Annotated in this window: 22 protein-coding genes and 2 pseudogenes; 8 read left to right on the forward strand and 16 right to left on the reverse strand. The window is 70.1% G+C overall.

Going from position 1 to position 22,100, the window contains the following annotated elements:
• Positions 1-25: 25 nt before the first annotated feature.
• Positions 26-334 carry a hypothetical protein gene (locus tag ACGFYP_RS15020; RefSeq protein ID WP_260230621.1) on the reverse strand — a complete coding sequence of 103 codons (309 nt, stop codon included), beginning with the start codon at positions 332-334 and terminating at the stop codon, positions 26-28.
• A 406-nt stretch (positions 335-740) separates the two neighbouring features.
• On the opposite strand from ACGFYP_RS15020, the gene ACGFYP_RS15025 reads away from it, so the two are divergent.
• Positions 741-1,769: a bifunctional lytic transglycosylase/C40 family peptidase gene (locus ACGFYP_RS15025; protein WP_361960299.1), complete on the forward strand. Its 1,029-nt coding sequence runs from the start codon at positions 741-743 to the stop codon at positions 1,767-1,769.
• Positions 1,770-1,926: 157 nt separating this feature from the next.
• Positions 1,927-2,643, forward strand: coding sequence for a phosphatase PAP2 family protein (locus ACGFYP_RS15030; RefSeq protein WP_393492405.1), 717 nt, complete (start codon positions 1,927-1,929; stop codon positions 2,641-2,643).
• Between the two features lie 52 nt (positions 2,644-2,695).
• Here ACGFYP_RS15030 and ACGFYP_RS15035 read toward each other — a convergent pair.
• Both ACGFYP_RS15035 and ACGFYP_RS15040 read right to left on the reverse strand, forming a co-directional pair.
• Positions 2,696-2,833 (reverse strand): annotated as a pseudogene (locus ACGFYP_RS15035) (IS5/IS1182 family transposase); the annotation flags it as partial.
• Between the two features lie 53 nt (positions 2,834-2,886).
• Positions 2,887-2,994, reverse strand: a pseudogene (locus tag ACGFYP_RS15040) (transposase); the annotation flags it as partial.
• Positions 2,995-3,117: 123 nt separating this feature from the next.
• Between ACGFYP_RS15040 and ACGFYP_RS15045 the strand changes: the two are divergent.
• The 4 genes from ACGFYP_RS15045 to ACGFYP_RS15060 all read left to right on the forward strand — a co-directional run bounded on the left by ACGFYP_RS15045 (position 3,118) and on the right by ACGFYP_RS15060 (position 6,601).
• Positions 3,118-3,978, forward strand: coding sequence for a helix-turn-helix domain-containing protein (locus ACGFYP_RS15045; protein ID WP_393492409.1), 861 nt, complete (start codon positions 3,118-3,120; stop codon positions 3,976-3,978).
• Positions 3,979-4,067: 89 nt separating this feature from the next.
• On the forward strand, positions 4,068-5,102 hold the full coding sequence (locus tag ACGFYP_RS15050; RefSeq protein WP_393492413.1) for a methyltransferase: 1,035 nt from the start codon (positions 4,068-4,070) through the stop codon (positions 5,100-5,102).
• A 400-nt stretch (positions 5,103-5,502) separates the two neighbouring features.
• Entirely contained in the window at positions 5,503-6,309 is an 807-nt protein-coding gene (locus tag ACGFYP_RS15055) for a hypothetical protein (protein ID WP_393492418.1), read from the forward strand.
• Between the two features lie 115 nt (positions 6,310-6,424).
• Positions 6,425-6,601: a hypothetical protein gene (locus tag ACGFYP_RS15060; protein WP_315896168.1), complete on the forward strand. Its 177-nt coding sequence runs from the start codon at positions 6,425-6,427 to the stop codon at positions 6,599-6,601.
• Positions 6,602-6,636: 35 nt separating this feature from the next.
• Here ACGFYP_RS15060 and ACGFYP_RS15065 read toward each other — a convergent pair whose 3' ends face one another.
• Positions 6,637-6,987: a metal-sensitive transcriptional regulator gene (locus ACGFYP_RS15065; protein WP_361960305.1), complete on the reverse strand. Its 351-nt coding sequence runs from the start codon at positions 6,985-6,987 to the stop codon at positions 6,637-6,639.
• 193 nt (positions 6,988-7,180) lie between these two features.
• On the opposite strand from ACGFYP_RS15065, the gene ACGFYP_RS15070 reads away from it, so the two are divergent.
• Both ACGFYP_RS15070 and ACGFYP_RS15075 read left to right on the forward strand, forming a co-directional pair.
• Entirely contained in the window at positions 7,181-7,801 is a 621-nt protein-coding gene (locus ACGFYP_RS15070) for a DUF47 family protein (RefSeq protein ID WP_361960307.1), read from the forward strand.
• A 6-nt stretch (positions 7,802-7,807) separates the two neighbouring features.
• Positions 7,808-8,806 carry an inorganic phosphate transporter gene (locus ACGFYP_RS15075; protein WP_361960309.1) on the forward strand — a complete coding sequence of 333 codons (999 nt, stop codon included), beginning with the start codon at positions 7,808-7,810 and terminating at the stop codon, positions 8,804-8,806.
• Positions 8,807-8,942: 136 nt separating this feature from the next.
• Here ACGFYP_RS15075 and pstB read toward each other — a convergent pair whose 3' ends face one another.
• From pstB to ACGFYP_RS15135, 12 genes are all read right to left on the reverse strand, one after another.
• Positions 8,943-9,719: a phosphate ABC transporter ATP-binding protein PstB gene (gene pstB, locus ACGFYP_RS15080; RefSeq protein ID WP_393492438.1), complete on the reverse strand. Its 777-nt coding sequence runs from the start codon at positions 9,717-9,719 to the stop codon at positions 8,943-8,945.
• Between the two features lie 52 nt (positions 9,720-9,771).
• On the reverse strand, positions 9,772-10,851 hold the full coding sequence (gene pstA, locus ACGFYP_RS15085) for a phosphate ABC transporter permease PstA (RefSeq protein ID WP_393492443.1): 1,080 nt from the start codon (positions 10,849-10,851) through the stop codon (positions 9,772-9,774).
• Entirely contained in the window at positions 10,848-11,825 is a 978-nt protein-coding gene (pstC, locus tag ACGFYP_RS15090) for a phosphate ABC transporter permease subunit PstC (protein WP_393492448.1), read from the reverse strand. The genes pstA and pstC overlap by 4 nt, the downstream gene beginning before the upstream one ends.
• Positions 11,826-11,936: 111 nt before the next feature.
• Positions 11,937-13,073, reverse strand: a complete 1,137-nt coding sequence (gene pstS, locus ACGFYP_RS15095; protein ID WP_393492454.1) for a phosphate ABC transporter substrate-binding protein PstS — start codon at positions 13,071-13,073, stop codon at positions 11,937-11,939.
• Between the two features lie 266 nt (positions 13,074-13,339).
• Positions 13,340-13,750 carry an NUDIX hydrolase gene (locus ACGFYP_RS15100; protein ID WP_393492459.1) on the reverse strand — a complete coding sequence of 137 codons (411 nt, stop codon included), beginning with the start codon at positions 13,748-13,750 and terminating at the stop codon, positions 13,340-13,342.
• Positions 13,751-13,761: 11 nt separating this feature from the next.
• The gene (locus tag ACGFYP_RS15105; protein ID WP_393492462.1) at positions 13,762-14,778 is read right to left on the reverse strand and encodes a CHAD domain-containing protein; all 1,017 of its coding nucleotides are present in this window, start codon (positions 14,776-14,778) and stop codon (positions 13,762-13,764) included.
• Positions 14,765-17,080 (reverse strand): RNA degradosome polyphosphate kinase, encoded by a 2,316-nt coding sequence (locus ACGFYP_RS15110; RefSeq protein ID WP_393492465.1) that lies wholly within the window; start codon positions 17,078-17,080, stop codon positions 14,765-14,767. The genes ACGFYP_RS15105 and ACGFYP_RS15110 overlap by 14 nt, the downstream gene beginning before the upstream one ends.
• A gap of 335 nt (positions 17,081-17,415) precedes the next feature.
• The gene (locus ACGFYP_RS15115; RefSeq protein WP_393492468.1) at positions 17,416-18,336 is read right to left on the reverse strand and encodes an ABC transporter permease; all 921 of its coding nucleotides are present in this window, start codon (positions 18,334-18,336) and stop codon (positions 17,416-17,418) included.
• Positions 18,333-19,187 carry an ABC transporter ATP-binding protein gene (locus ACGFYP_RS15120; protein WP_393492471.1) on the reverse strand — a complete coding sequence of 285 codons (855 nt, stop codon included), beginning with the start codon at positions 19,185-19,187 and terminating at the stop codon, positions 18,333-18,335. The genes ACGFYP_RS15115 and ACGFYP_RS15120 overlap by 4 nt, the downstream gene beginning before the upstream one ends.
• Positions 19,184-19,567: a GntR family transcriptional regulator gene (locus tag ACGFYP_RS15125; RefSeq protein WP_361960631.1), complete on the reverse strand. Its 384-nt coding sequence runs from the start codon at positions 19,565-19,567 to the stop codon at positions 19,184-19,186. Before ACGFYP_RS15125 ends, ACGFYP_RS15120 begins: the two co-directional genes overlap by 4 nt.
• A gap of 133 nt (positions 19,568-19,700) precedes the next feature.
• On the reverse strand, positions 19,701-20,627 hold the full coding sequence (mshD, locus tag ACGFYP_RS15130) for a mycothiol synthase (protein WP_361960329.1): 927 nt from the start codon (positions 20,625-20,627) through the stop codon (positions 19,701-19,703).
• Positions 20,624-21,943 (reverse strand): RNA-guided endonuclease InsQ/TnpB family protein, encoded by a 1,320-nt coding sequence (locus ACGFYP_RS15135; RefSeq protein ID WP_393492479.1) that lies wholly within the window; start codon positions 21,941-21,943, stop codon positions 20,624-20,626. The genes mshD and ACGFYP_RS15135 overlap by 4 nt, the downstream gene beginning before the upstream one ends.
• Positions 21,944-22,100: the final 157 nt, after the last annotated feature.

Raw genomic sequence — 22,100 nt, forward strand, 5'->3', positions numbered from 1 at the left:
TCAGGAAAGGAACCGACCTCGGTGGTTAGACGGCCATCCCGTACACGATCGTGAACAGCGTCCCCAGCGAGCCGATGATGAAGACGCCCGTCAGGCCGGCCACGATCAGGCCCTTGCCCTGCTCGGCGCTGAACGTGTCCCGGAGGGCGGTCGCGCCGATGCGCTGCTTGGCCGCTCCCCAGATGGCGATGCCGAGGCAGAGCAGGATGGCCACGGCCATCACGACCTCGATCATCACCTTGGCTTCATTGCCCAGGCTCCCGAAAGGCCCCCAGTTCGGGGCGATTCCACCGATGATGGTGGTGATGTCGCCCTCTTCGGCCGCCAGGTACATGTAACTCACCGCCCCTGTATGGGTAGTTCGTCGCCCCTGCCCGATGGCATGGGTCATCGCCCTATCTTCGCTGATGAAACCGCTCGCGTGTGACGGCTTGGCGGCTCTCTTTACCCGATCCCCGCACATGTGACCGGTCCGACCGTCTTGACCTGCGGCGGCGTGGCCGGTTTCGATGCGAGGAAGCGTATGGTCACTCTGTGTATCACGGAGGGTGACTCCGGGCAATGACTGTCGTTGTTGCACTCTTGGGGTGGTGGAGGGTGGTGGACGGTCCCGCCTCGGCGTACCGCCTCGGGCGTCGGGACTTTGTCCGAAACGGTTGACCGGCGGCCCGTCCGTCGGGCGGGCCCCGCGCCTAGACTTGTCGCTCGATGGACTGCCAAGACCCCAGGGGTGGTTGACGGTGCGTAAGGCGCGCAAGGCCTGGCTGGTGGCCGGTGGGGTCTTCGGCGTGTGCCTCAGCTTCGTCGCGCTGCTCGTCGTCGGTACGTACTCCGCCGCCGCCGGACTCCTCGGGGGCGCGGGGGACGCCAAGAACGGCACCGTGGCGTTGGCCAAGGGGGCCGTGCCCGCCGCGTACCAGGGTCTCGTGCAGCAGTGGGGGAACCTCTGCCCGGCCATCAACCCGGCCCTGCTCGCCGCCCAGCTCTACCAGGAGAGCGGCTGGAACCCGAGGGTCGTCTCGCCCGCCAACGCCATGGGCATCGCCCAGTTCATCCCAGGCACCTGGGCCGGGCACGGCATCGACGGGGACGGGGACGGGGACCGGGACGTGTGGGATCCCAAGGACGCGATCCCCTCCGCCGCCACCTACGACTGCGAGCTCGCCGGCTACGTCAAGGACGTGCCGGGCGACCCGACGAACAACATGCTCGCCGCGTACAACGCCGGTGCCTACCGGGTCATCAAGTCCGGTGGCGTGCCCCGGATCACCGAGACCCAGAACTACGTGCGCATCATCCGGTCGCTGGAGAAGAGCTTCGCCCGGCCCGTCGGCCGCGTCGAGCCCTCGCGGCAGGCCGCGGGCGCGATCTACTACGCGCAGCAGAAGCTCGGCACCCTCTATCTCTGGGGCGGTACGGGGACCGCGGCGCAAAATGGCCGATTCGACTGCTCCGGGCTGACCCAGGCCGCGTACCTCTCCGTTGGGATCGAGCTGCCGCGGGTCGCCAACGACCAGTACAACGCGGGCCCCCATCCCTCCCGGGACGAGCTGCTCCCCGGCGACCTGGTCTTCTTCTCCGACGATCTGACCAACTCCCGCGCCATCAGGCACGTCGGCATCTACGTCGGTGGCGGCTACATGATCGACGCTCCGCGCACCGGGGCCGTCATTCGCTTCGACAAGATCGACACGCCTGACTATTTTGGTGCCACCAGGGTGACGAAGGACGGCGCCGCGGCGCTTCCGACTCATCTGCCGGAGGCCTGACGGGCCGTTGGTCCTGGCCGGAACTCTCCGTTAAGCACAGGCCCTGAGCTGCGACGACATGTCACTCTTCGGTAACGTCAGGGCGATCATCGACGACGAGCGGAACGCCCGCGTCAGGCGGTTCGTTCGAACTCACGTGACAAGGCAAGGGGCGGCAGTGGCTGGACTCGCATCGGACGGTTCGAACCCCGATGTCAGCCTGCTCTACGACATCAACGGGCTGGCGCGGGACGCCCCGCCCTGGTTCGACCGTGTCATGGGCTTCGTCGGCGAGTACGGGATCATGCTCGCCCTCGTCCTTGTCGCGCTCTGGTGCTGGTGGAGCGTCCGCCGTCGGGACGGCCTCGCGGACTCCGTCTCCGGCGTCGCCTCGCTCGTCTGGGCTCCGCTCGCCGCCGGCGTCGCGGTCCTCGTCAACATCCCCATCCGCGGCTTCGTCGAGCGCCCCCGGCCGTTCAACGACCACCAGGGCCTCGACGTCCTCGTCGACGGCAAGACCGACTACTCCTTCGTCAGCGACCACGCCACGCTGGCGATGGCCATCGGCGTCGGGATCTTCATCGCCCACCGCAAGCTCGGTCTCGTCGCCATCGCCCTCGCCTTCGCCGAGGGCTTCTGCCGCGTCTACATGGGCGTTCACTACCCGACCGACGTCATCGGCGGCTTCGCCCTCGGTACGGCGGTGGCGCTGCTCCTCGCCCCCCTCGCCCACGCCCTGCTGACCCCGCTCGTCTCCGCGATCGCCCGCTCCCGGCACGGGGGCCGCCTGGTCCGCTCCCGGCGCGTCGCCGAGCGGTCCGCCGTCCCCGAGACCCTCGACATCCCCGAGCCCCGGATCGGCTCCGGGCCCGGGGAGAACGACCTGGCCGCCTAGGGCGGATCACCTCGCCGACCGGATGAAGATGGCGGCGATGTGGAAGTCGGCGAAGGTAGATGGTGGCGGTCTTGTCGTAGCGGGTGGCCAGACCGCGCCACTGCTTGAGCTTGTTCATGCACCTCTCAACGGTGTTGCGCTGCTTGTATGCCTCGCGGTCGAAGGCCGGCGGCCGACCGCCGGATCGGCCGACCCGAAGTGCTCAGGCGGTTCCGTCCACGGCGTACCGGTGCGGTACTTGAACGCGATCGCGTCCATCACCTGCCGGTGATCCCGCCACCGCCCTCCCCGCTTCGGAGTCCGGTCCGGCAGCAACGGCTCGATCCTCGCCCACTGGGCGTCAGCCAACATCACACATCAACCGACGATCAGACGATCCGAAGAAAACTCCCTGGTGGCCGCTCGGGGCTCCGTGCGTCGGCCCGCGGAACTTTTTTCCAAGACGGGGCGGCCCGGGTCCGTCAGGGTGGGGGCATGCACAGCGACGAAGCGGATGCCGAGGCCGGAGCCGTGGCCGTGGACCATGGTTCCGACGGCGACCATGCAGCCGACAGCGGGTGGGAAGTAGTGCGGCCCGGCTGCGCGCCTGCCCTTCCCGGTGTCCGGATGGCCGGCTTCCGGGATCGCGTCGGCCAGGCACTGGACCTGCGGGTGCTGCCCCAGCCTGCCGTGGTCGTCGTCATCGGCCTGGGGAACGACCCGTTCACGGTCGAAGGCGGCACCGCGCAACGACCCTCGACGAGCCCGAACCCTCATCCCAGCCTGGTCGCGTCGTTGTCGCCCGGTCCCACGCGGATCCACGGCCGGGACGTCGAGTGCATCGAGATGTGTCTGTCGCCCGGCGCCGCTTACGCGCTGCTGGGTGTGTCGCCGCACGAATTGGAAGGGGCGGTCGTCGGCCTGGAAGACCTGTGGGGGCGGCAGGAACGGCAGCTCCGTGAACGGGTGGCCGCCGCCACCGCGTGGCAGGAACGTTTCACGCTGGTCAGCGAGTTCCTCACCCGCCGGGCCGCCCAGGGCCGGTCAATGACACCCGAGGTCGCCGGTGTGTGGGACACCATCGTGGCGCACGGGGGCCGGGTACGGGTCGACGACCTCGCCGCGTCCTGCGGGTGGAGCCGCAAGCGGCTGTGGTCCCGGTTCAATGCCCAGATCGGCCTCACACCCAAGCGCGCCGCCATGCTCGTCCGCTTCGACCAGGCCGCCCAGGCCCTCCGCGCGGGTGGCAACGCCGCGGACGTCGCCCTGGCGCACGGCTACGCCGACCAGTCCCACCTCCACCGCGACGTCCTCGCCTTCGCCGGGTGCACGCCCGCTGCCCTGGCCGGCCTCTGACCCGCACCCCCGAACACCACAGCCACCCATCCCGACGAGGAAGGAAGTCATCCGTGAGCACCGTAGACACAGCTGCTATCCAAGAGGCCATGGCCGACCGAGGTCTGATCGTCCAGCTCGCCTTCGGCAGCATGGCCTCGCAGACCTTGCGCGCCGCATTGCGGCTCGGAGTCTTCGACCTGATCGGCGACGGCCGGCGGCCGGCCGGCGAGGTGGCCGCCGACGCAGGAGCCGAGCACCAACCCATGACGAGGCTGTTGCGCGCCCTCGCCGGTCTGGGCCTGATGGAGGAGCACGAACCCGACACGTTCTCAGTGACTGCCGCCGGCGCCCTTCTCGATTCCAGCCGCCCCGACTCGCTCGTCTCGTTCGTCCGGATGTTCACCGACCCGGCGATCGTGCGGGCCTGGGACGGCCTGGACAGCAGCGTCCGCACCGGCGGCATCGCGTTCGACGCCGTCTTCGGCACCGACTTTTTCAGCTTTCTCGGCCGACACCCCGAGCTGTCCGCCGACTTCAACGCGGCGATGAGCCAGGCCTCCGAGGAGACGGCCGCCGTGCTGCCGCACGCCTACGACTTCAGCCGCTTCACTTCGGTCACCGACATCGGCGGCGGCGACGGAAGGGTCCTGGCCGGCATACTCGCCGCGCACCCGGAGCTCACCGGCGTCCTCCACGACACCGAGGACGGCCTGGCCCAGGCACCGAAGACGCTTGACCGGCACGGGGTGGCGGACCGCTGCTCCCTGGCCGCAGGCGACTTCTTCCGCTCCGTGCCCGGCGGCTCGGACCTGTACCTGATCAAGAGCGTCCTGCACGACTGGTCGGACGATCAAGCCGTCACGATCCTCGGCCACTGCCGCGAGGTACTACCGCCCGGCGGCCACGTCCTGATCGTGGAGCCGGTGCTTCCCGAAGTCGTAGGTACCGGCGCCGCTGCGCACGCCGCAGACGGCGGGATCACTTACCTCAGCGACCTCAACATGCTGGTGAACCTGGGCGGGAGGGAACGTACCCGCAAGGACTTCGAAGAGGTGTGCCACCGTGCGGGACTGTCCGTCGTGTCGGCGACCCCACTGCTGGAGGCGGCTCCCTTCTACCTGATCGAGGCCACGGCCTGCTGACCACGATCCGGCGGCGGTGGTGCCGCAAACGGCCGTGGCTGTACGCAGGGCGGCGGGCCACCGTTCCGGGTGCCTGCGGTGGCCCGTTCGTCGGCACTGCGGCACACCGCCGGCCTAGCCCGAAGGAGCTGGAGCGAGCGGCTACACCGTCTGGCGCGTCGTGTCGGTGTGGGTGGCCGCGTCCGTCCGGGCCTTGTCCCGTGATCTTCGCGCCGGGCCCGTCCAGCCACAGCTGCAGCGGGCGACCGCAAAGGAGCCGCGTTCCGTCGTGGTCGTGTGATGCGGGGCCTGGTGGTGCACGCCTCAACGGTACTGCGCGTGACGGGTCGCCCGAGCCGTCGTTATGCGGATCGGGTGGGTCCCGGACAGGCAGCGGTACGGCGTTGGGGGTTGGCAGGCGATGGTGGTGCAGCGGTACGGGCGCAGGGGCGGGGCCTTGGCCGTCGCCGCAGCTCTGATGGCCGGCGGATGTGCCGGACCCGAGGACCCCCGGCCCGGCGGCGACCCGACCAGGACCGTGCGGGACGCGTCCGAGGTGCTGACCCGGGCCGGTACGGCCAAGGCGACCACCAGTATGGAGATGGCCACCGGCGGGACGCGCGTGACCATCCGGGGCGAGGGCGGCTACGACTTCCGCCGCCGGACCGGCCGGCTCCAGGTCGTCCTGCCCAAGGACGCCGCCGGAGCCGACGAGCACCGGCCCATCACCGAGCTCCTCGCCCCCGGAGCGCTCTACATGAAGAACCGCGGCGCGGGTGTCCCGGCCGACAAGTGGGTCCGCGTGGACACCACCACCCTGGACGACGGCAACCTGATCACCAACGGGGCCACCGACCCGGCCGCGGCGGCCGAGCTGCTGCGCGGCGCGCAGCGCGTGACGTACGTCGGCGAGGTCGATCTGGCAGGGGTGAAAGTCAGCCACTACCGCGGCGTCGCGGACATCGGCGTGGCCGCCCGGGCCGCCTCGCCGCAGGTGCGTGGTGCGCTCGCGGCCGCGGCGAAAGGGTTCGCCAAGGACTCCGTGCCCTTCGACGCGTACCTCGACGCGGAGGGCAGGCTGCGCAAGGTCCGGCACCAGTTCAGCTTCGCCAACCAGGGGCGTACGGTCGCGGTCGCGTCGACGACCCTGCTGTACGGGTTCGGCACCCCCGTCGACGTACGGCTGCCGCACCGCAAGGACATCTACGCGGGAAAGATCAAGGTGTAGCGGCGGAGAAAAGCCACCCCCAGGCCATTGCCAAATGGTCCGGACGAGTCATGCGCGGTGCGTGGCGCGCTCCCTACGCTGGGAGACCGACGCCGGCAGGAAGAGGTGAACGCGCGTGGCTCCGCCCAGTACCGCGACAGTGCCCACTGACCAGGACTGCGTCGCTCTCGCCGAGATCGAGCTGTGCGGTGAGCTGATCATCGCCGCGTCGGCGGCCGACGGGGAGCGGCTCAGCGCGGACCGTATCGACGAGGTGTTGCGGGTCGCCACGGAGCGGGCCGACCGTTGCTGATCGACCGGGGCGCCGTCGCCGGCGGCCCCGGGCTCTCAGGTACGCAGCATCCGGGCGATGGCCTTCGTGGCCTCCTCGACCTTGGCGTCGATCTCGTCGCCGCCCTTGGTCGCGGCGTCGGCGACGCAGTGCCGCAGGTGCTCCTCCAGGAGCTGGAGCGCGAAGGACTGGAGGGCCTTCGTGGAGGCCGAGACCTGGGTGAGTATGTCGATGCAGTAGGTGTCCTCGTCGACCATCCGCTGCAGACCGCGGATCTGGCCCTCGATCCGGCGGAGCCGCTTGAGGTGCTCGTCCTTCTGCTTGTGGTAGCCGTGCACGCCGTGATCGTGGTCGGTCGTGGGTGCGGAGGCTTCGGGGGTGACCTCGGCCGCCTCGGTGGTCGTCATCGCGTCCTCCCGTTGTCCAGAAAGGGTGTGTATACCCCTCGTGGGTATATGGTACCGATCCCCGCCGATCCGGGCGGGGGTCCGTGCAGATCACTGTGCCTGATGGGCGACACTGAAGGGACGCCGGTTAGCCGTGGCCGGATGATGCGCCTAGCATCAGCCTGACCGAAACCCAGCACCCCGAGGACCCCACGTGCGCTTTCGTCTGACCCCCAGGGAGACGAGCTTCTACGACATGTTCGCCGCGTCCGCGGACAACATCGTCACGGGCTCGAAGCTCCTGATGGAACTGCTCGGGGCGGAGCCTTCCGCCCGGGCCGAGATCGCGGAGCGGATGCGGGCAGCGGAACACGCGGGTGACGATGCTACCCACGCGATCTTCCACCAGCTGAACTCCTCGTTCATCACGCCCTTCGACCGCGAGGACATCTACACCCTCGCCTCCTCCCTCGACGACATCATGGACTTCATGGAGGAGGCCGTCGACCTGGTCGTCCTCTACAACGTCGAAGAGCTTCCCAAGGGTGTCGAGCAGCAGATCGAGGTGCTGTCCCGCGCGGCCGTGCTGACCGCCGAGGCGATGCCGAACCTGCGGACGATGTCGAACCTCACCGAGTACTGGATCGAGGTCAACCGCCTGGAGAACCAGGCCGACCAGATCCACCGCAAGCTGCTCGCCCAGCTCTTCAACGGCAAGTACGACGCCATCGAGGTGCTCAAGCTCAAGCAGATCGTGGACGTCCTCGAAGAGGCGGCCGACGCATTCGAGCACGTGGCGAACACGGTGGAGACCATCGCGGTCAAGGAGTCCTGAGGCTTCGTGGACACCTTTGCGCTGATCGTGACCATCGGTGTCGCGCTCGGCTTCACCTATACCAACGGGTTCCACGACTCGGCCAACGCCATCGCCACCTCGGTCTCGACCCGGGCGCTGACCCCGCGGGCCGCCCTTGCGATGGCCGCGGTGATGAACCTCGCCGGAGCGTTCCTCGGCAGCGGGGTCGCCAAGACCGTCAGCGAGGGCCTGATCGAGACGCCGCACGGCGACAAGGGGATGGGGATCCTCTTCGCCGCGCTCGTCGGCGCGATCATCTGGAACCTGGTCACCTGGTACTTCGGTCTGCCGTCCTCCTCCTCGCACGCGCTGTTCGGCGGCATGGTGGGCGCGGCGCTCGCGGGCGGTACGGAGGTGATCTGGGAGGGCGTCCTCGACAAGGTCGTCATCCCGATGTTCATCTCGCCGGTCGTCGGCCTTGTCGCCGGTTACCTGGTCATGTGCCTGATCATGTGGATGTTCCGCAAGTCCAACCCGCACAAGGCGAAGCGCGGTTTCCGCATCGCCCAGACGGTGTCGGCGGCGGGCATGGCGCTCGGTCACGGTCTGCAGGACGCCCAGAAGACGATGGGCATCGTGGTGATGGCCCTGGTCATCGCCGATGTGCAGCAGGCGGGCGACGACATCCCGGTCTGGGTGAAGATCGCGTGCGCCGTGATGCTCTCGCTGGGTACGTACGCGGGTGGCTGGCGGATCATGCGGACGCTCGGCCGGAAGATCATCGAGCTGGACCCGCCGCAGGGGTTCGCGGCGGAGACCACGGGCGCGACGATCATGTTCGGCTCGGCGTTCCTGTTCCACGCGCCGATCTCCACGACGCACGTCATCACGTCCGCGATCATGGGCGTGGGGGCGACGAAGCGGGTGAACGCGGTGCGGTGGGGGGTCGCGAAGAACATCATCCTGGGGTGGTTCATCACGATGCCGGCGGCCGCGTTGGTCGCGGCGGCGAGCTTCTACGTGGTGCAGCTGTTCTTCGGCTGACGCCCCCGGAACGTGGTTGGGCCCGGCTCTCCTGTAGGAGAGCCGGGCCCTTTCGTCTTGCGGTGGCACCGCCATGCAGCACCGCAGGACGCGCTGCCCGGCCCGTGCGCGGGACGCACACGGGCCGGATGTCTGTTTATCCGAAGCGGCCGGAGATGTAGTCCTCGGTCGCCTGGACGGTCGGGTTGGAGAAGATGCGCTCGGTGTCGTCCAGCTCGATGAGCTTGCCCGGCTGGCCCACGGCCGCCAGGTTGAAGAACGCCGTACGGTCCGAGACGCGGGCGGCCTGCTGCATGTTGTGCGTCACGATGACGATCGTGAAGCGCTCCTTCAGCTCGCCGATCAGGTCCTCGATCGCGAGCGTAGAGATCGGGTCGAGGGCCGAGCAGGGCTCGTCCATCAGCAGGACGTCGGGCTCGACCGCGATCGCGCGGGCGATGCACAGACGCTGCTGCTGACCGCCGGAGAGGCCGGAGCCCGGCTTGTTCAGGCGGTCCTTGACCTCGTTCCAGAGGTTCGCGCCCTTGAGGGAGCGCTCGACGATGTCGTTCAGCTCGGACTTCCTGTACGAGCCGTTGAGCCGCAGGCCCGCCGCCACGTTGTCGAAGATCGACATGGTGGGGAAGGGGTTGGGGCGCTGGAACACCATGCCGACCGTGCGGCGCACGGCGACCGGGTCGACCCCGGCGCCGTAGAGGTCCTGGTCGTCCAGGAGGACCTTGCCCTCGACGCGGCCACCGGGGGTGACCTCGTGCATGCGGTTGAGGGTGCGCAGGAACGTGGACTTGCCGCAGCCGGAGGGGCCGATGAAGGCCGTCACCGAGCGGGGCTCGACCGTCATGGAGATGTCGTCGATCGCCTTGTGGGCGCCGTAGTACGCGGAGAGGCCGCTGACGTCGATTCGCTTGGCCATATCAATTCACTTCCAGGGGTAGCCCCGCTCGGCGGAGCCGAATGTCGAATACCTAGCGGCTGGTCTTGGGGGCCTTCCAGCGGGCGATGCCGCGGGCCACCAGGTTGAGGATCATGACGAAGGCGATCAGGACGAGCGCGGCGGCCCAGGCGCGGGCCACGGCGGCGTCGGTGCCGACCGCGTACTGCTCGTACACGTACAGCGGCAGCGAGGACTGGGCGCCTTCGAAGGGGTTCGGGTTGATCAGCTTCGTACCGAACACGAGGAGCAGGATCGGGGCCGTCTCACCGGTGATGCGGGCCACCGCGAGCATGACGCCCGTGGTGATGCCGCCGATCGCGGTGGGCAGGACCACCTTCAGGATCGTGCGCCACTTCGGGATGCCGAGTGCGAGGGAGGCCTCGCGCAGCTCGTTCGGGACGAGCTTGAGCATCTCCTCGGTGGAGCGGACCACGACCGGCATCATCAGGATCGCGAGGGCCATCGCGCCGGCGAATCCGGAGGGCCCGAAGCCCAGCATCAGATTCCAGGTGGCGAGGATGAAGAGGCCCGCGACGATCGACGGGATGCCCGTCATGACGTCGACGAAGAAGGTGACGGCCTGGGCGAGCTTCCCGCCGCCGTACTCGACGAGGTAGACCGCGGTCAGCAGGCCGATCGGCGCGGCGATCAGGGTCGCGATCGCGACCTGCTCGATCGTGCCGAGCAGCGCGTGGTAGACACCGCCGCCGGCCTCGGCGTCGAGGACGCCGTTCATCGAGTGGGTGAGGAAGTACGGGTCGAGGACTTCCATGCCCTTGCTGATCGTGACCCAGGCGAGGGAGAGCAGCGGGATGACGGCCAGGACGAAGCAGACCCAGACGAGGCTGGTGGCGACGCGGTCCTTGGCCTGACGGCGACCCTCGACCTTGGAGGTGATCGCGTACGTCCCGAGGACGAAGAACAGCGCGGCGATCAGGCCCCACTGGATGCGGCTGTGCCAGCCGGCCGCGAGGCCGAGGCCGACGGCCGCGGCGATCGACCCTACGGCGGTGGCGAACGGGGTCCACTTGGGGAGCCGGGAGTGGCTGAGCGGATCGTGCTTCACGGCGACGGTCACGGCCGGACGATCCTGTATGGCGTTGTGGCTCATGCGTTGGCCCCCGAGTACTCCTTGCGGCGACCGATGATCCAGCGGGCCGCGCCGTTGACCAGCAGCGTGATGACGAAGAGGACCAGACCGGAGGCGATCAGGGCGTCACGGCCGAAGGCGTCGGCCTCGTTGAACTTCGCCGCGATGTTCTGGGCGAAGGTGCCGCCGCCCGGGTCGAGGATGTGGCCCGAGAGGATGAAGCTGGGCGAGAGGACGACGGCGACGGCCATCGTCTCGCCGAGCGCGCGGCCGAGGCCCAGCATCGAGGCGGAGATGATGCCCGAGCGGCCGAAGGGCAGGACCGACATCCGGATGACCTCCCAGCGCGTGGCGCCGAGGGCGAGGGCGGCCTCTTCCTGCATCTGCGGGACCTGGAGGAAGACCTCACGGGTCACGTTGGTGATGATCGGCAGGATCATGATCGCCAGCAGGATGCCCACGGTGAAGAGGTTGCGGGCGACGCCGTCGCTGGCCTTGTCGAAGATGTAGGTCCAGGCGAAGTACTCGTTCAGCCACTTGTTGAGGCCGTCGAGGTACGGGACCAGGAAGATCGCGCCCCACAGGCCGTAGATGATGCTGGGGACGGCGGCGAGCAGGTCGACCACGTACGCGAGCGGCTTGGCCAGCTTGCGCGGGGCGTAGTGCGAGATGAACAGCGCGATGCCGATCGCGACCGGCACGGCGATGGCCATCGCGATGATCGACGAGACGATCGTGCCGAAGGCGAGGACCGCGATGCCGAACACCGGCGGGACGCCGGCCGGGTTCCACTCGAAGGTGGTGAAGAAGTTCGTGGAGTCCTTGGAGATCGCGAGGACGGCGCGGTAGGTGAGGAAGCCGGCGATCGCGGCCATGATCACCAGGAGGGTGATGCCGGACCCCTTGGACAGTCCGAGGAAGACCCGGTCTCCCGGGCGCGACGCGTTCTTGGCGCGGCGACTGTTTCGTATGGGTGGTGTGGTTGTCGTAACCATCTGGTCTCTCCGGTCTGCGGAGTCGTACGTGCGTACGGCTCCTGGCGGCGGTGCACCGGATGCCGGGGCCGGTCCGTCACGCGAGGGTGGCGGACCGGCCCCGGCCGGGGATCAGGACAGGGTGGGGACGATCTCGCGGACCTTGGCCGCGACGTCGGCCGGGAGCGGGGCGTAACCGGCCTCGGCGAGGATCTTCTGACCCTCTTCGCTGACGGTGTAGTTGAGGAACGCCTTCAGGGTCGGCAGGGTCTCCGCCTTGTTGCCCTTGTCGCAGGCGATCTCGTAGGTGACGAGGATCAGCGGGTAGGCGCCCTCGGCCTTGGTGGCGTAGTCGAGGGAGAGCGCCATGTCGGAGCCGGTGCCCTTGACCTTCGCGGCGGCGATCGCCTTGGAGGCGTTCTCCGAGGTGGCCTCGACCGGGGCGGAGGCGCCGGTGTTCAGCTTGACCGTGGAGATCTTGTTGGCGGCGGCGTAGGAGAGCTCGAAGTAGCCGATGGAGCCCTCGGCGTCCTTGACCGCGGTGGCGACACCGGAGGAGCCGTTGGCGGCCTGGCCACCCTGGGCCGGCCACGACTTCGACTTCGGGTCGTGCTTCCAGTCCGCCGGGGCGGCCGTCGAGAGGTACTTGCCCAGGTTCTGGGTGGTGCCCGACTCGTCGGAGCGGTGGAACGCCTGGATGTTGCTGTCGGGCAGCTCGGCGCCCGGGTTCAGCTTGGCGATCGCCGGGTCGTTCCACTTGGTGATCTTGTTGTCGAAGATCTTGGCGAGGGTGGGGGCGTCCAGGACCAGGTTGTCCACGCCGTCCAGCTTGTAACCGATGGCGACGGGGCCACCGACCATGGGGAGGTTGACGCCCTTGCCGGTCTTGCAGATCTTCGCGGACTCGGCGACCTCCTCCTCCTTCAGCGCGGAGTCGGAGCCGGCGAACGCGACCTGGCCCTGGTTGAACTTGGTGATGCCGCCGCCGGAGCCGATGGCCTGGTAGTTGACCTCGACGCCCTCACAGGCGGCCTGGAAGTTCTTGACCCAGAGGTCCATCGCGCCCTTCTGCGCGGAGGAGCCCGCGGCGAGGAGCTGGCCCTTGGCGCCGTCGCACTTGATGTTCGACGCGGCGGCCGAGGTCTTCTCGCCGTTCGGCGTGGTGCCGCTGTTGTTGTCCGAGCCACACGCCGAGAGGACGAGGGCGCCGGAAACGACGAGGGCACCGATCGCGGAGGCGCGAAGCCCGTTCATGCGCGAAAGCTTCACTTTCGGGTGTTCCTTCCAGAAGCCGCCAGCCGCGGACCGGGTGGCCTGAACGTTTTACGGCGGCGTGTGTCGGGGTTGGGGGTGCAGCGCTCTTCCTGTGCACCCTGTACAGCCGAAATTAGGCAGAACAGGTGAAGCGGCCGACGGGGGAGGGTGAACGGAAAGTGAACCGTGCCGGAAGGACGGGTGCGGTGGCCTGCGGCGGATGGCGGTGGGGGTATGTGGGTGGCGAGCGCCCGGGCGGGGCCCGACCGGACGACTGCCCACTACTGGCTCGACCGACTCGCCCGGAACGTGTCCAGGAGGTCCCTGTCCCTCGCCTGGGTCAATCGCGCGCGGGCCTGCCCGGGGGCCAGCCAGGTCAGGCGGTCGACCTCCCTCGACGGGGTGAAGGTGCCGCCCAGGGCCCGCGCCGACCAGTACGTGACTTCCTTCGGGCGGCCGTTCGCCAGGTAGTGGGCCGTGGGGAGGCGGGGGCCGAGGACGCAGGACTGGCCCGTCTCCTCCCGTACCTCCCGCAGTGCGCACTCCTCCGGTGTCTCGCCGCGCTTCAGCTTCCCCTTCGGGTGCGACCAGTCGTCGTACTTCGGCCGGTGGACCAGGGCTATCTCGATGCCCCGGCCCGAGGGGGCGGGGCGCCACAGGACGCAGCCCGCCGCCTGGATCACCTGGTCCACGCGCGCGTTGTTCACAGCACCGGGGCCGTGGCGTGCTGCCAGGCTCGTTGGAAGGCGAAGCGGGCGGCTTCGACGTCGTGGCGCTGGTCGGCGTGGAGGACGCCGAGCGCGTACGCGGTCGCCGGGGCGATCCGGGGGGTGCGGGCCGCTCCGGCCGCGGCGGCGGCCGCTTCGGAGGCGTCGCGGTGCCGGTTCAGGGCCCGGCCGGCCTCGTCGAGGACCGGGTCCGGCGGGGTGTCGCCCCGGAGCACCTCGCAGGCGTACCGGTGCAGCCGCAGCAGCAGCCGGGTCTGGTGCCAGGGCGCGTCCTGCGTCTCGCCGGCCGCGAGGGCGAGGGCGTCGGCGTTGTACGGGTGGGCCGCGCGGGCCAGCGGCAGGCCGCCGACCGCGTCGAGCAGGCGACGCTCGACGACCGCGGCCGGCGCGTCCAGGACCTCGACCGCCTGGGCCGCCCCCGCGGGGCCCAGCGGAACCTCGGAGGCGAGGAGCGCGACCGCGTCCGCGACCGCGTGGAAGCGGGAGGAACCCAGCGCCTGCAGCGCCGCCGAGTGGGCGCGCGTACGGGCCAGGGTGAGCTGGCGTTCCAGAAGGGCGCCGGCCCGGGCGGCGCCGACCGTCAGGCCGGAGCTCTCGGCACCGCGCGCGGCGGGCACCGCACCGCCGGGGCCGTGCCCGCCGCTCGACAGCCGGGACAGCGCGTCCACCAGTCGGACGAGCCGTGCGGTGCAGGCGTGCTCCAGGGCGAGCGTCCCGGAGAGCCAGGCCAGCTCCGTACGCAGCTGGTCGGCCCAGGGGGAGTCCAGGAGCGGCCGGAACGTGTGGAGCGTTCCGCCGATGCGCCGGGCGGCCGCCCGCAGCGCGCGGGCGGCCTCCGCCGAACCGGTCGTGTCCGCCCCGGCCTCCGTGTGCAGGCGCAGGGCGCGCAGGAAGTCCCCGGCCCGCGCCTGGAGGTAGGGGGAGAGGACCTCTCCCGCCGTGACGCCCGCGGTGACGCCCGCGGTGGCCGAAAGGGGGTCAGGTTTGTGCACGCCGGCGCCTCCGCGCGTCGATGAGCATCTCCTGGACGTGCCGCAGCGGCTGGCCTTCGGGGTCGGTCGCGTGCCGCGTCCAGTTCCCGTCCGGGCCGAGGTGCCAGGAGGAGGTGGTGTCGGACATTCCGGTCTCCAGGAGCCGGGTCAGGGCCGCCCGGTGGGCCGGGTCGGCGACCCGGACCAGGGCCTCGATGCGCCGGTCGAGGTTCCGGTGCATCATGTCGGCGCTGCCGAGCCAGACCTCGGGCTCGCCCCCGTTGCCGAAGGCGAAGATCCGGGAGTGCTCCAGGAAGCGGCCGAGGATCGAGCGGACCCGGATGTTCTCGGAGAGGCCGGCGACGCCCGGGCGGATCGCGCAGATGCCGCGGACCCAGATGTCGACGGGGACGCCGGCCTGCGAGGCCCGGTAGCAGGCGTCGATGATCGCCTCGTCGACCATCGAGTTGACCTTGATCCGTACGTACGCCGGGCGGCCCGCGCGGTGGTGGGCGATCTCCTTGTGGATCCGGGAGACGAGCCCGTCGCGCAGCGACTTGGGCGCGGTGAGCAGCCGGCGGTAGGTCTCGCGGCGGGAGTAGCCGGAGAGCCGGTTGAACAGGTCGGAGAGGTCGGCGCCCACCTGCGGGTCGGCGGTGAGCAGGCCGAGGTCCTCGTAGAGCCGGGCCGTCTTGGGGTGGTAGTTGCCGGTGCCGACGTGCGAATACCGGCGCAGGACGTCGCCCTCCTGTCGGACGACGAGGGAGAGCTTGCAGTGCGTCTTGAGCCCGACGAGGCCGTAGACGACGTGGCAGCCGGCCTCCTCCAGCTTCCGCGCCCACTTGATGTTGGCCTGCTCGTCGAAGCGGGCCTTGATCTCGACGAGGACGAGGACCTGCTTGCCGCTCTCGGCGGCGTCGATCAGCGCGTCGACTATCGGCGACTTGCCGGAGGTCCGGTACAGCGTCTGCTTGATCGCGAGGACGTCCGGGTCGGCGGCCGCCTGCTCCAGGAAGGCCTGGACGGAGGTGGAGAAGGAGTCGTACGGGTGGTGCAGCAGCACGTCCCGCTCGCGCAGCGCCATGAAGATGTCGGGCGCGGAGGCCGACTCGACCTCGGCGAGGTCCCGGTGGGTGCCGGCGACGAACTTGGGGTACTTCAGCTCGGGCCGGTCGAGCGAGGCGATCCCGAAGAGACCGGTGAGGTCGAGCGGTCCCGGCAGCGGGTAGACCTCGGCGTCGGAGACCTTCAGCTCGCGGACGAGCAGGTCGAGGACGTACGGGTCGATGGACTCCTCGACCTCCAGGCGGACCGGCGGGCCGAAGCGGCGGCGCAGGAGCTCCTTCTCCAGGGCCTGGAGCAGGTTCTCGGCGTCGTCCTCCTCGACCTCCAGGTCCTCGTTCCTGGTCACCCGGAACATGTGGTGGGCCAGCACCTCCATGCCGGGGAAGAGCTCCTCCAGGTGCGCCGCGATGACGTCCTCCAGCGGGACGTACCGCTCCGGGGAGGCCTCCAGGAAGCGGGAGAGCAGCGGGGGCACCTTGACGCGGGCGAAGTGGCGGTGGCCGCTGACCGGGTTGCGTACGACGACGGCCAGGTTGAGGGAGAGGCCGGAGATGTACGGGAAGGGGTGCGCGGGGTCCACGGCCAGCGGGGTGAGGACCGGGAAGATCTGCTGGCGGAAGAGGGTGAAGAGGCGCGCCTGCTCCTTCTCGGTCAGCTCGGGCCAGCGGATGAGGTGGATGCCCTCGTCGGCCAGGGCGGGGGCGACGTCCTGCTGGTAGCAGGCGGCGTGCCGGGCCATGAGCTCGCGCGAGCGGGTCCAGATCAGTTCGAGGACCTCGCGGGGCTGCAGGCCGGAGGCGGAGCGGGTGGCGACGCCGGTCGCGATGCGGCGCTTGAGACCGGCCACGCGGACCATGAAGAACTCGTCGAGGTTCGACGCGAAGATGGCGAGGAAGTTAGCCCGTTCGAGGAGGGGCGTGGTGGGATCCTCGGCGAGTTCGAGGACGCGCTCGTTGAACGCGAGCCAACTGCGCTCGCGGTCGAGGAAGCGGCCCTGGGGGAGCTCGCCGGAGGTGCCGTCGTCCTCGTAGCCGTCGAGGTCGGCGTCCAGGTCGGGGTCGAGGTCCGAGCCGCGGGCGCCCGTGACGGTGGTGGGGCGGTGTGCGGCTATGGAACCGACGGTCGGCTGGGTGGCCGGTTCGCCCTTCCCCGCGCTGTTCGCGGGCTTCTTCCCGGGCGCCTTCGCGTTCTTCGCGGGCGGCGTCGTGGACGGCGTGGCGGACGGCTGGACCGGGACCTCGGCGGGCTGCTTGCTCATGGCCCCATTCTTCCGCGCGAACGGCCGGTCGGGCGCGGCGGAGCGGGCCGTGGACGCGGGCAGCCTCCCCTTCGGGAGCGCCTGGGCGGGAGGAGGCACGGCGGGCTTCATTGCGTGAGCGTCGCAAGCGCGTCTGAATGGCTGGTAACAACGACATGACGTGCGGGCGTCCGTGGGCAACCTGGGCCGGGGGCGTCGTGGGCCGGGCTGAGTGGTGGGTTCACTCGTGGGCGTCCTGGGCGGGAATCGGGGGTGGGGCCCTGGAGGGCCCCACCGGCCGAATTTCCCTGGCCTGATTCGTACGGTACGGGTTCGGGGCGCGCCCCGGCTACAGGTCAGCTGTGCCGGGCGCGGAGGATGCGGAACGCGGCGAAGAGGGCGAGGGCGGCGAGGACGAGACAGATGCCGGTCTCGATGAGCTGCAGGGGCCAGTAGTACGAGGCCGGGTAGTAGTCCGCGAATTGGCTGGCCACGGTCACGTCGTTCCGGCAGTGGGTGGGGTCGAAGGGCTCGGCGCAGTACCAGCCTTCCAGGCGTTCGCCGGTGTTGGTGAGGAGCCCGGCGTCGGCCTGCCGCGCGTCGTCCGGCACGACGGCCACGACCTCGCCGCCCGGGGCGAAGGGCGCGGTGGCGGTCCTGACGGGCAGCCAGTCCCAGCGGAGCGTGCTCACGACCAGCAGGACGGTGCCGGTGACGGCACCGGTGGCGGCCATGGCGACGACGGTACGGCGGACCAGCTGGCCGAGCACGGCGCCGACGCCCACGGCGAGCAGACCGTGGGCGACGAGGACGGGCCCCGAGGCCGCGAAGACGCCCTGGTCGTACCACTGGAACGTCGAGGTGCCCTCGACGTTGGCCCAGCCGAGCCGGAAGGTGCCGATGAGCACGAGCGTGCACGCGATCGTCGCCGCGCCCGCGACCAGCAGCTTCGACGCCAGCCAGCGGGTCGGCGTCACGGACTGGGTCAGGGCCAGCTTGTACGTCCCCGATTCCAGTTCGCGGGCGAGCAGCGGGCCCGCCACGAACGCGCCGACGAGGAGCGGGACGAAGAGGAGCCCGTTGGCGGCCCAGTCCACGGCGATGCGCAGCAGTGCGTAGCCGTGGTCCTGGTCGGTGCCGACCGTACGGGAGTCCCAGTAGCGGAGCCAGGCCATCGAGACGAGGCTCAGCGCCACGGCGGCGGCCGAGAGGACCAGCACTCTCCGGTGCTGGCGGGCCGTCACCCAGTGGACGCCCTTCAGGGGGATCGTGGTCACGCGGAGGCTCCTTCGGGGGTCTTCGAGGCGCGGAGGTGGGCCAGGAGGAGGTCCTCCAGGGTGGGCTGCGTGGTCTCCCACGGACCCTCGACGCGGCCCTCCCTGCGGACCAGGGCGGTGAGCTGGCGGCCCGTCGTGCGGGAGTCGACGACCGTGTGCGGGGCGAGGTCGGCGACCGGGCCGCGAAGGAGCACGTGGGCGGCGAGGAGGTCGTCGATCGGGCCGTCGAGGCGGACGCGGCCGTCGTCGACGAGGAGCAGGTGGTCGCAGGCGCCCTCCAGCTCCGTGAGGATGTGCGAGGACATGACGACGGTCGTGCCGCGCTCGGCCGCGTCGGCCATCAGGACGCCCATGAGCTCGTGGCGGGCCAGGGGGTCGAGGTCGGCCATCGGCTCGTCCAGGAGCAGGAGTTCGGGTCGCTTGCCGAGGGCGAGGGCGAGGGCCACGCGGGTGCGCTGGCCGCCCGAGAGGGAGCGGATCCGGGCCGCCGGGTCCAGGGGGCCCGCGGCGACGACGCGGTCCGCGATCGTCCCGTCCCAGCGGTCCGGGTTCAGTTCGCGGCCCATCCTGAGCGTCTCGGCGACCGTGAGCTGCGGGTAGAGCGGCTTGTCCTGGGCGACGTACGCGAGATCCTCGCGGGCGGGGGCGCGGACCGTGCCCTCGGTGGGGCGCAGCAGCCCGGCCGCGAGGGCCAGGAGCGTGGACTTGCCGGCGCCGTTGGGGCCGACGAGCGCGCAGACCCGGCCGGCGGGGAGCGCGAACGAGCACTCCCGTAGGGCCCACCTGGCGCCGCCCCGCCCCCCGTACCGCTTGCCGAGGCCCTCTGTGCTCAGGGCCGTACCACTGGTCATGCGTCCCCCTCGAAGAATTCCTTCAGTACGGAAGTGAAGAGCGCGGCCACGTCCTCGCGCTCCAGGCCGTCCGCGCGGGCCCGGCGGGCCCAGTCGGCGAGTTCGCCGCGCAGGGGCGACTCGGCGGGGGCGGCTCCGAGCGTCGCGCGGACGAAGGTGCCCATGCCCCGGCGGGCCTCGACGAGGCCGGCGCGCTCCAGTTCGCGGTAGGCCTTGAGGACCGTGTTCGGGTTGATGGCCGTCGTCTCGACGACCTCGCGCGCGGTGGGCAGTTGGTCACCGGGCTCCAACAGGCCCATCCGGAGGGCCTGTTCGGTCTGCTGGACGATCTGGAGGTAGGTGGCGACCCCGCTGCGCCGGTCGATCCGGTACTCGAGCACGTTCCCCTTCACCACCCTTTCACTAATCAAGTAGTGAAAGGGTGGTGCAAGAGAGGGGGCGGTGTCAACCGCCCCCTCCGGCAACCCGGTTCAGGACTCCATGCCGTGCGCCACTACTCCGCTCGGCGGTACGTCACGACTCCGTGCGGTACATGAGGTCCACCTCGTGCGTGGCGAACCCGAGGCGCTCGTAGACGGTCACCGCGGCCGTGTTGTCCGCGTCCACGTACAGCATCGCCGTCGGCAGCCCCTGCGCCGCCAGGTGCCGCAGCCCGATCGCCGTGAGCGCCTTGCCGAGGCCGCCGCCTTGCGCGTCCGGCAGGATCCCGATCACGTACACCTCGCCGAGCTGCTCCTCCGCGTGGGTCTTGGTCCAGTGGAAGCCGATCAGCCGGCCCTCCTTCTCCGCGAGGAAGAAGCCCTTCGGGTCGAACCACGGCTCCGCCGTCCGGTCGTCGAGGTCCCGCTGGGTGAGCGAGCCCTGCTCCGGATGGTGGGCGAAGGCCGCCGCGTTGACGGCCAGCCAGGCCGCGTCGTCCTGTCCCGGCACGAAGGTGCGGACCGTGACGCCCTCGGGCAGTACGGGCTCGGGGATGTCGAGCGGGACCAAGGGGCGGCGCAGCTGGCGCAGTTCGCGGAAGAGGGTCAGGCCGAGGACCTGGGCCAGGTGCCGGGCCGCCGACTTCCCGCCGTGCGCCCACACCCGAAGCCGCTTGCCCGAGGCCGCGAGCAGCGCCGTGCCGAGCGCCCGCCCGTGCCCCCGGCCGCGGTGCGTGGGGTGGACGACGAGCTCGGCGGCCGGGGCCTCCACGGGGTCGGTGTCCTCCATCTGGGCGTAGCCGTAGAGGTTCGAGCCGACGGTGAGTAGGAAGTGCCGCACGCCCTCGCGCCGGCCGTGCCGGAGGTAGAGCCGCCCCTGCTCGGACACGGCGTGGACGCCGTCCGCGCGGTCGGCCGCCTCCAGCAGGTCGAGGACGTCGCTCACCTGCTCGGGCGAGAGTTCGTCGAGAGTGTGGATCTGTCGCCCTGGTTCGAGGGCCGGTGCCGCGTCAGGAGTCATGGCCCGAGCCTACGGATTGACTTCCTCCCCGCCCTGAAGGACGGGGATTCCCCAAGAGGTTTTCGGCCGGTCGCCCGGCCTACAGGTTCCTGCTTCGCGGACCGGCCGATGCCGAGGTCTCCACAGGCTGACACGGCATGCCCTGCCGCGCGGCGGAGGTTCTTGGCCGCGTTCACGTCGGCGTGCTCCGCGTGTCCGCAAACTGGATTCTTGCACCGGAAGACCGCTTGGCTCTCGCGGTTGCCTTCCGACACGAACCCGCAGGCGGAACAGCGCTGCGACGTGTACGCGGGGTTCACCTTCACCACGGTCGTGCCCGTGTACCGGGCGGCGCTGGTGAGGGCGAGTTCGAGGCGGTGCCATCCCTTGTCGAGGATTGCCCGGTTGAGGCCGCGTTTCTGCGCGACCCGGCGACCGGGCTCGGCCAGGGTTCCGGCACTGGAGGCGGACATGCTGAGGATCTTGAGGTCTTCCAGAACCACGAGTGCGTTCTTCCTGACGATCCGCGCGGCCGTCTGCGTACAGAAATCCCCGCGCCGGTCGACGACCCGAGCCATGATCTTGTTCATCGCCGCGACGATCTTGGCTCTGTTGGCGCTCCCCGGGGCTGACCGGGAATGGCGCTGCTGCAACCGCCGGTACCGCCTCGCCTCGCCGACGGTGATGAACGGCCGGTCGTAGAACTCTCCGTCCGAGGTGACAGCGGCCGTCTTCACGCCCCGGTCGATCCCGACCGTTGTGCCCGGGATTGCATGCTGCTCCGGTGTGACGGCGCCGTCCTCCACGAGGAGCGACACGATCCAGTGCCCGGACTTCCAGCTGATGGTCGCGGACCGAATCTCGCCGCCAAGGGGGCGGGACCAGCGGAAACGGACCCATCCCAGCTTCGGCAGCTTCACGCGCCCCCACTTGCGGCCCAAGCGCTCCACCGTCATGAGATTCCCGGCCGGGAACCGGAACGAAGGTGCCCAGCGTGCCTTGGACCTCCACCGCACCTTGAACGTGCCGTGCTCCCGGCACGCCCGGTCGAGGTCCCGGAGAGTCTGCTGGAGCACGTGCGACGGCGCCGCCCCGAGCCAGGGATGGTCGCGCTTGGCGTCGGCCAGTTCTGCGGCCTGCGGCACATAGTTCATCCAGGCCCCGCGTCGCCGATACTCGCGCCGTTGCTCCAAGCCGGTGTTCCACACCGCGCGGCAGATATCGGCGAACTCCTGGCACTGATTGGCCTGTTCAGCCGTCAACTCAAGCCGGTACCTGCGGCCCGAAAGCACGGAAACACCCCCTCCAAGCGATGTGCTGACGCTAGCGGGGGCCACTGACAACGCCGCGAAGACAGCCGATGGGCCAAGGATGCGGCAACCCCTGCTGAAGGAAGGGGGCTGTGTTCAGGCATTTGTTTCAACCTAGTTGTAACCCGGTACCCCCTGTTGCGCTACGCGCGTTGACTCTAGGCTGCGCTGGCACGTCAGCAGT

It is taken from the genome of Streptomyces sp. NPDC048370, from assembly GCF_043200825.1.
Taxonomy (GTDB): Bacteria; Actinomycetota; Actinomycetes; order Streptomycetales; family Streptomycetaceae; genus Streptomyces.

What these genes read in the sequence shown, in the direction of transcription:
- ACGFYP_RS15020 (WP_260230621.1), bottom strand. Translation starts at nt 334, where the DNA reads ATGTACCTGGCGGCCGAAGAGGGCGACATCACCACCATCATCGGTGGA.
- ACGFYP_RS15045 (WP_393492409.1), top strand. Translation starts at nt 3,118, where the DNA reads ATGCACAGCGACGAAGCGGATGCCGAGGCCGGAGCCGTGGCCGTGGAC.
- ACGFYP_RS15050 (WP_393492413.1), top strand. Translation starts at nt 4,068, where the DNA reads ATGGCCGACCGAGGTCTGATCGTCCAGCTCGCCTTCGGCAGCATGGCC.
- ACGFYP_RS15055 (WP_393492418.1), top strand. Translation starts at nt 5,503, where the DNA reads ATGGTGGTGCAGCGGTACGGGCGCAGGGGCGGGGCCTTGGCCGTCGCC.
- ACGFYP_RS15065 (WP_361960305.1), bottom strand. Translation starts at nt 6,987, where the DNA reads ATGACGACCACCGAGGCGGCCGAGGTCACCCCCGAAGCCTCCGCACCC.
- pstB (WP_393492438.1), bottom strand. Translation starts at nt 9,719, where the DNA reads ATGGCCAAGCGAATCGACGTCAGCGGCCTCTCCGCGTACTACGGCGCC.
- pstA (WP_393492443.1), bottom strand. Translation starts at nt 10,851, where the DNA reads ATGAGCCACAACGCCATACAGGATCGTCCGGCCGTGACCGTCGCCGTG.
- pstC (WP_393492448.1), bottom strand. Translation starts at nt 11,825, where the DNA reads ATGGTTACGACAACCACACCACCCATACGAAACAGTCGCCGCGCCAAG.
- ACGFYP_RS15110 (WP_393492465.1), bottom strand. Translation starts at nt 17,080, where the DNA reads ATGAGCAAGCAGCCCGCCGAGGTCCCGGTCCAGCCGTCCGCCACGCCG.
- ACGFYP_RS15120 (WP_393492471.1), bottom strand. Translation starts at nt 19,187, where the DNA reads ATGACCAGTGGTACGGCCCTGAGCACAGAGGGCCTCGGCAAGCGGTAC.
- mshD (WP_361960329.1), bottom strand. Translation starts at nt 20,627, where the DNA reads ATGACTCCTGACGCGGCACCGGCCCTCGAACCAGGGCGACAGATCCAC.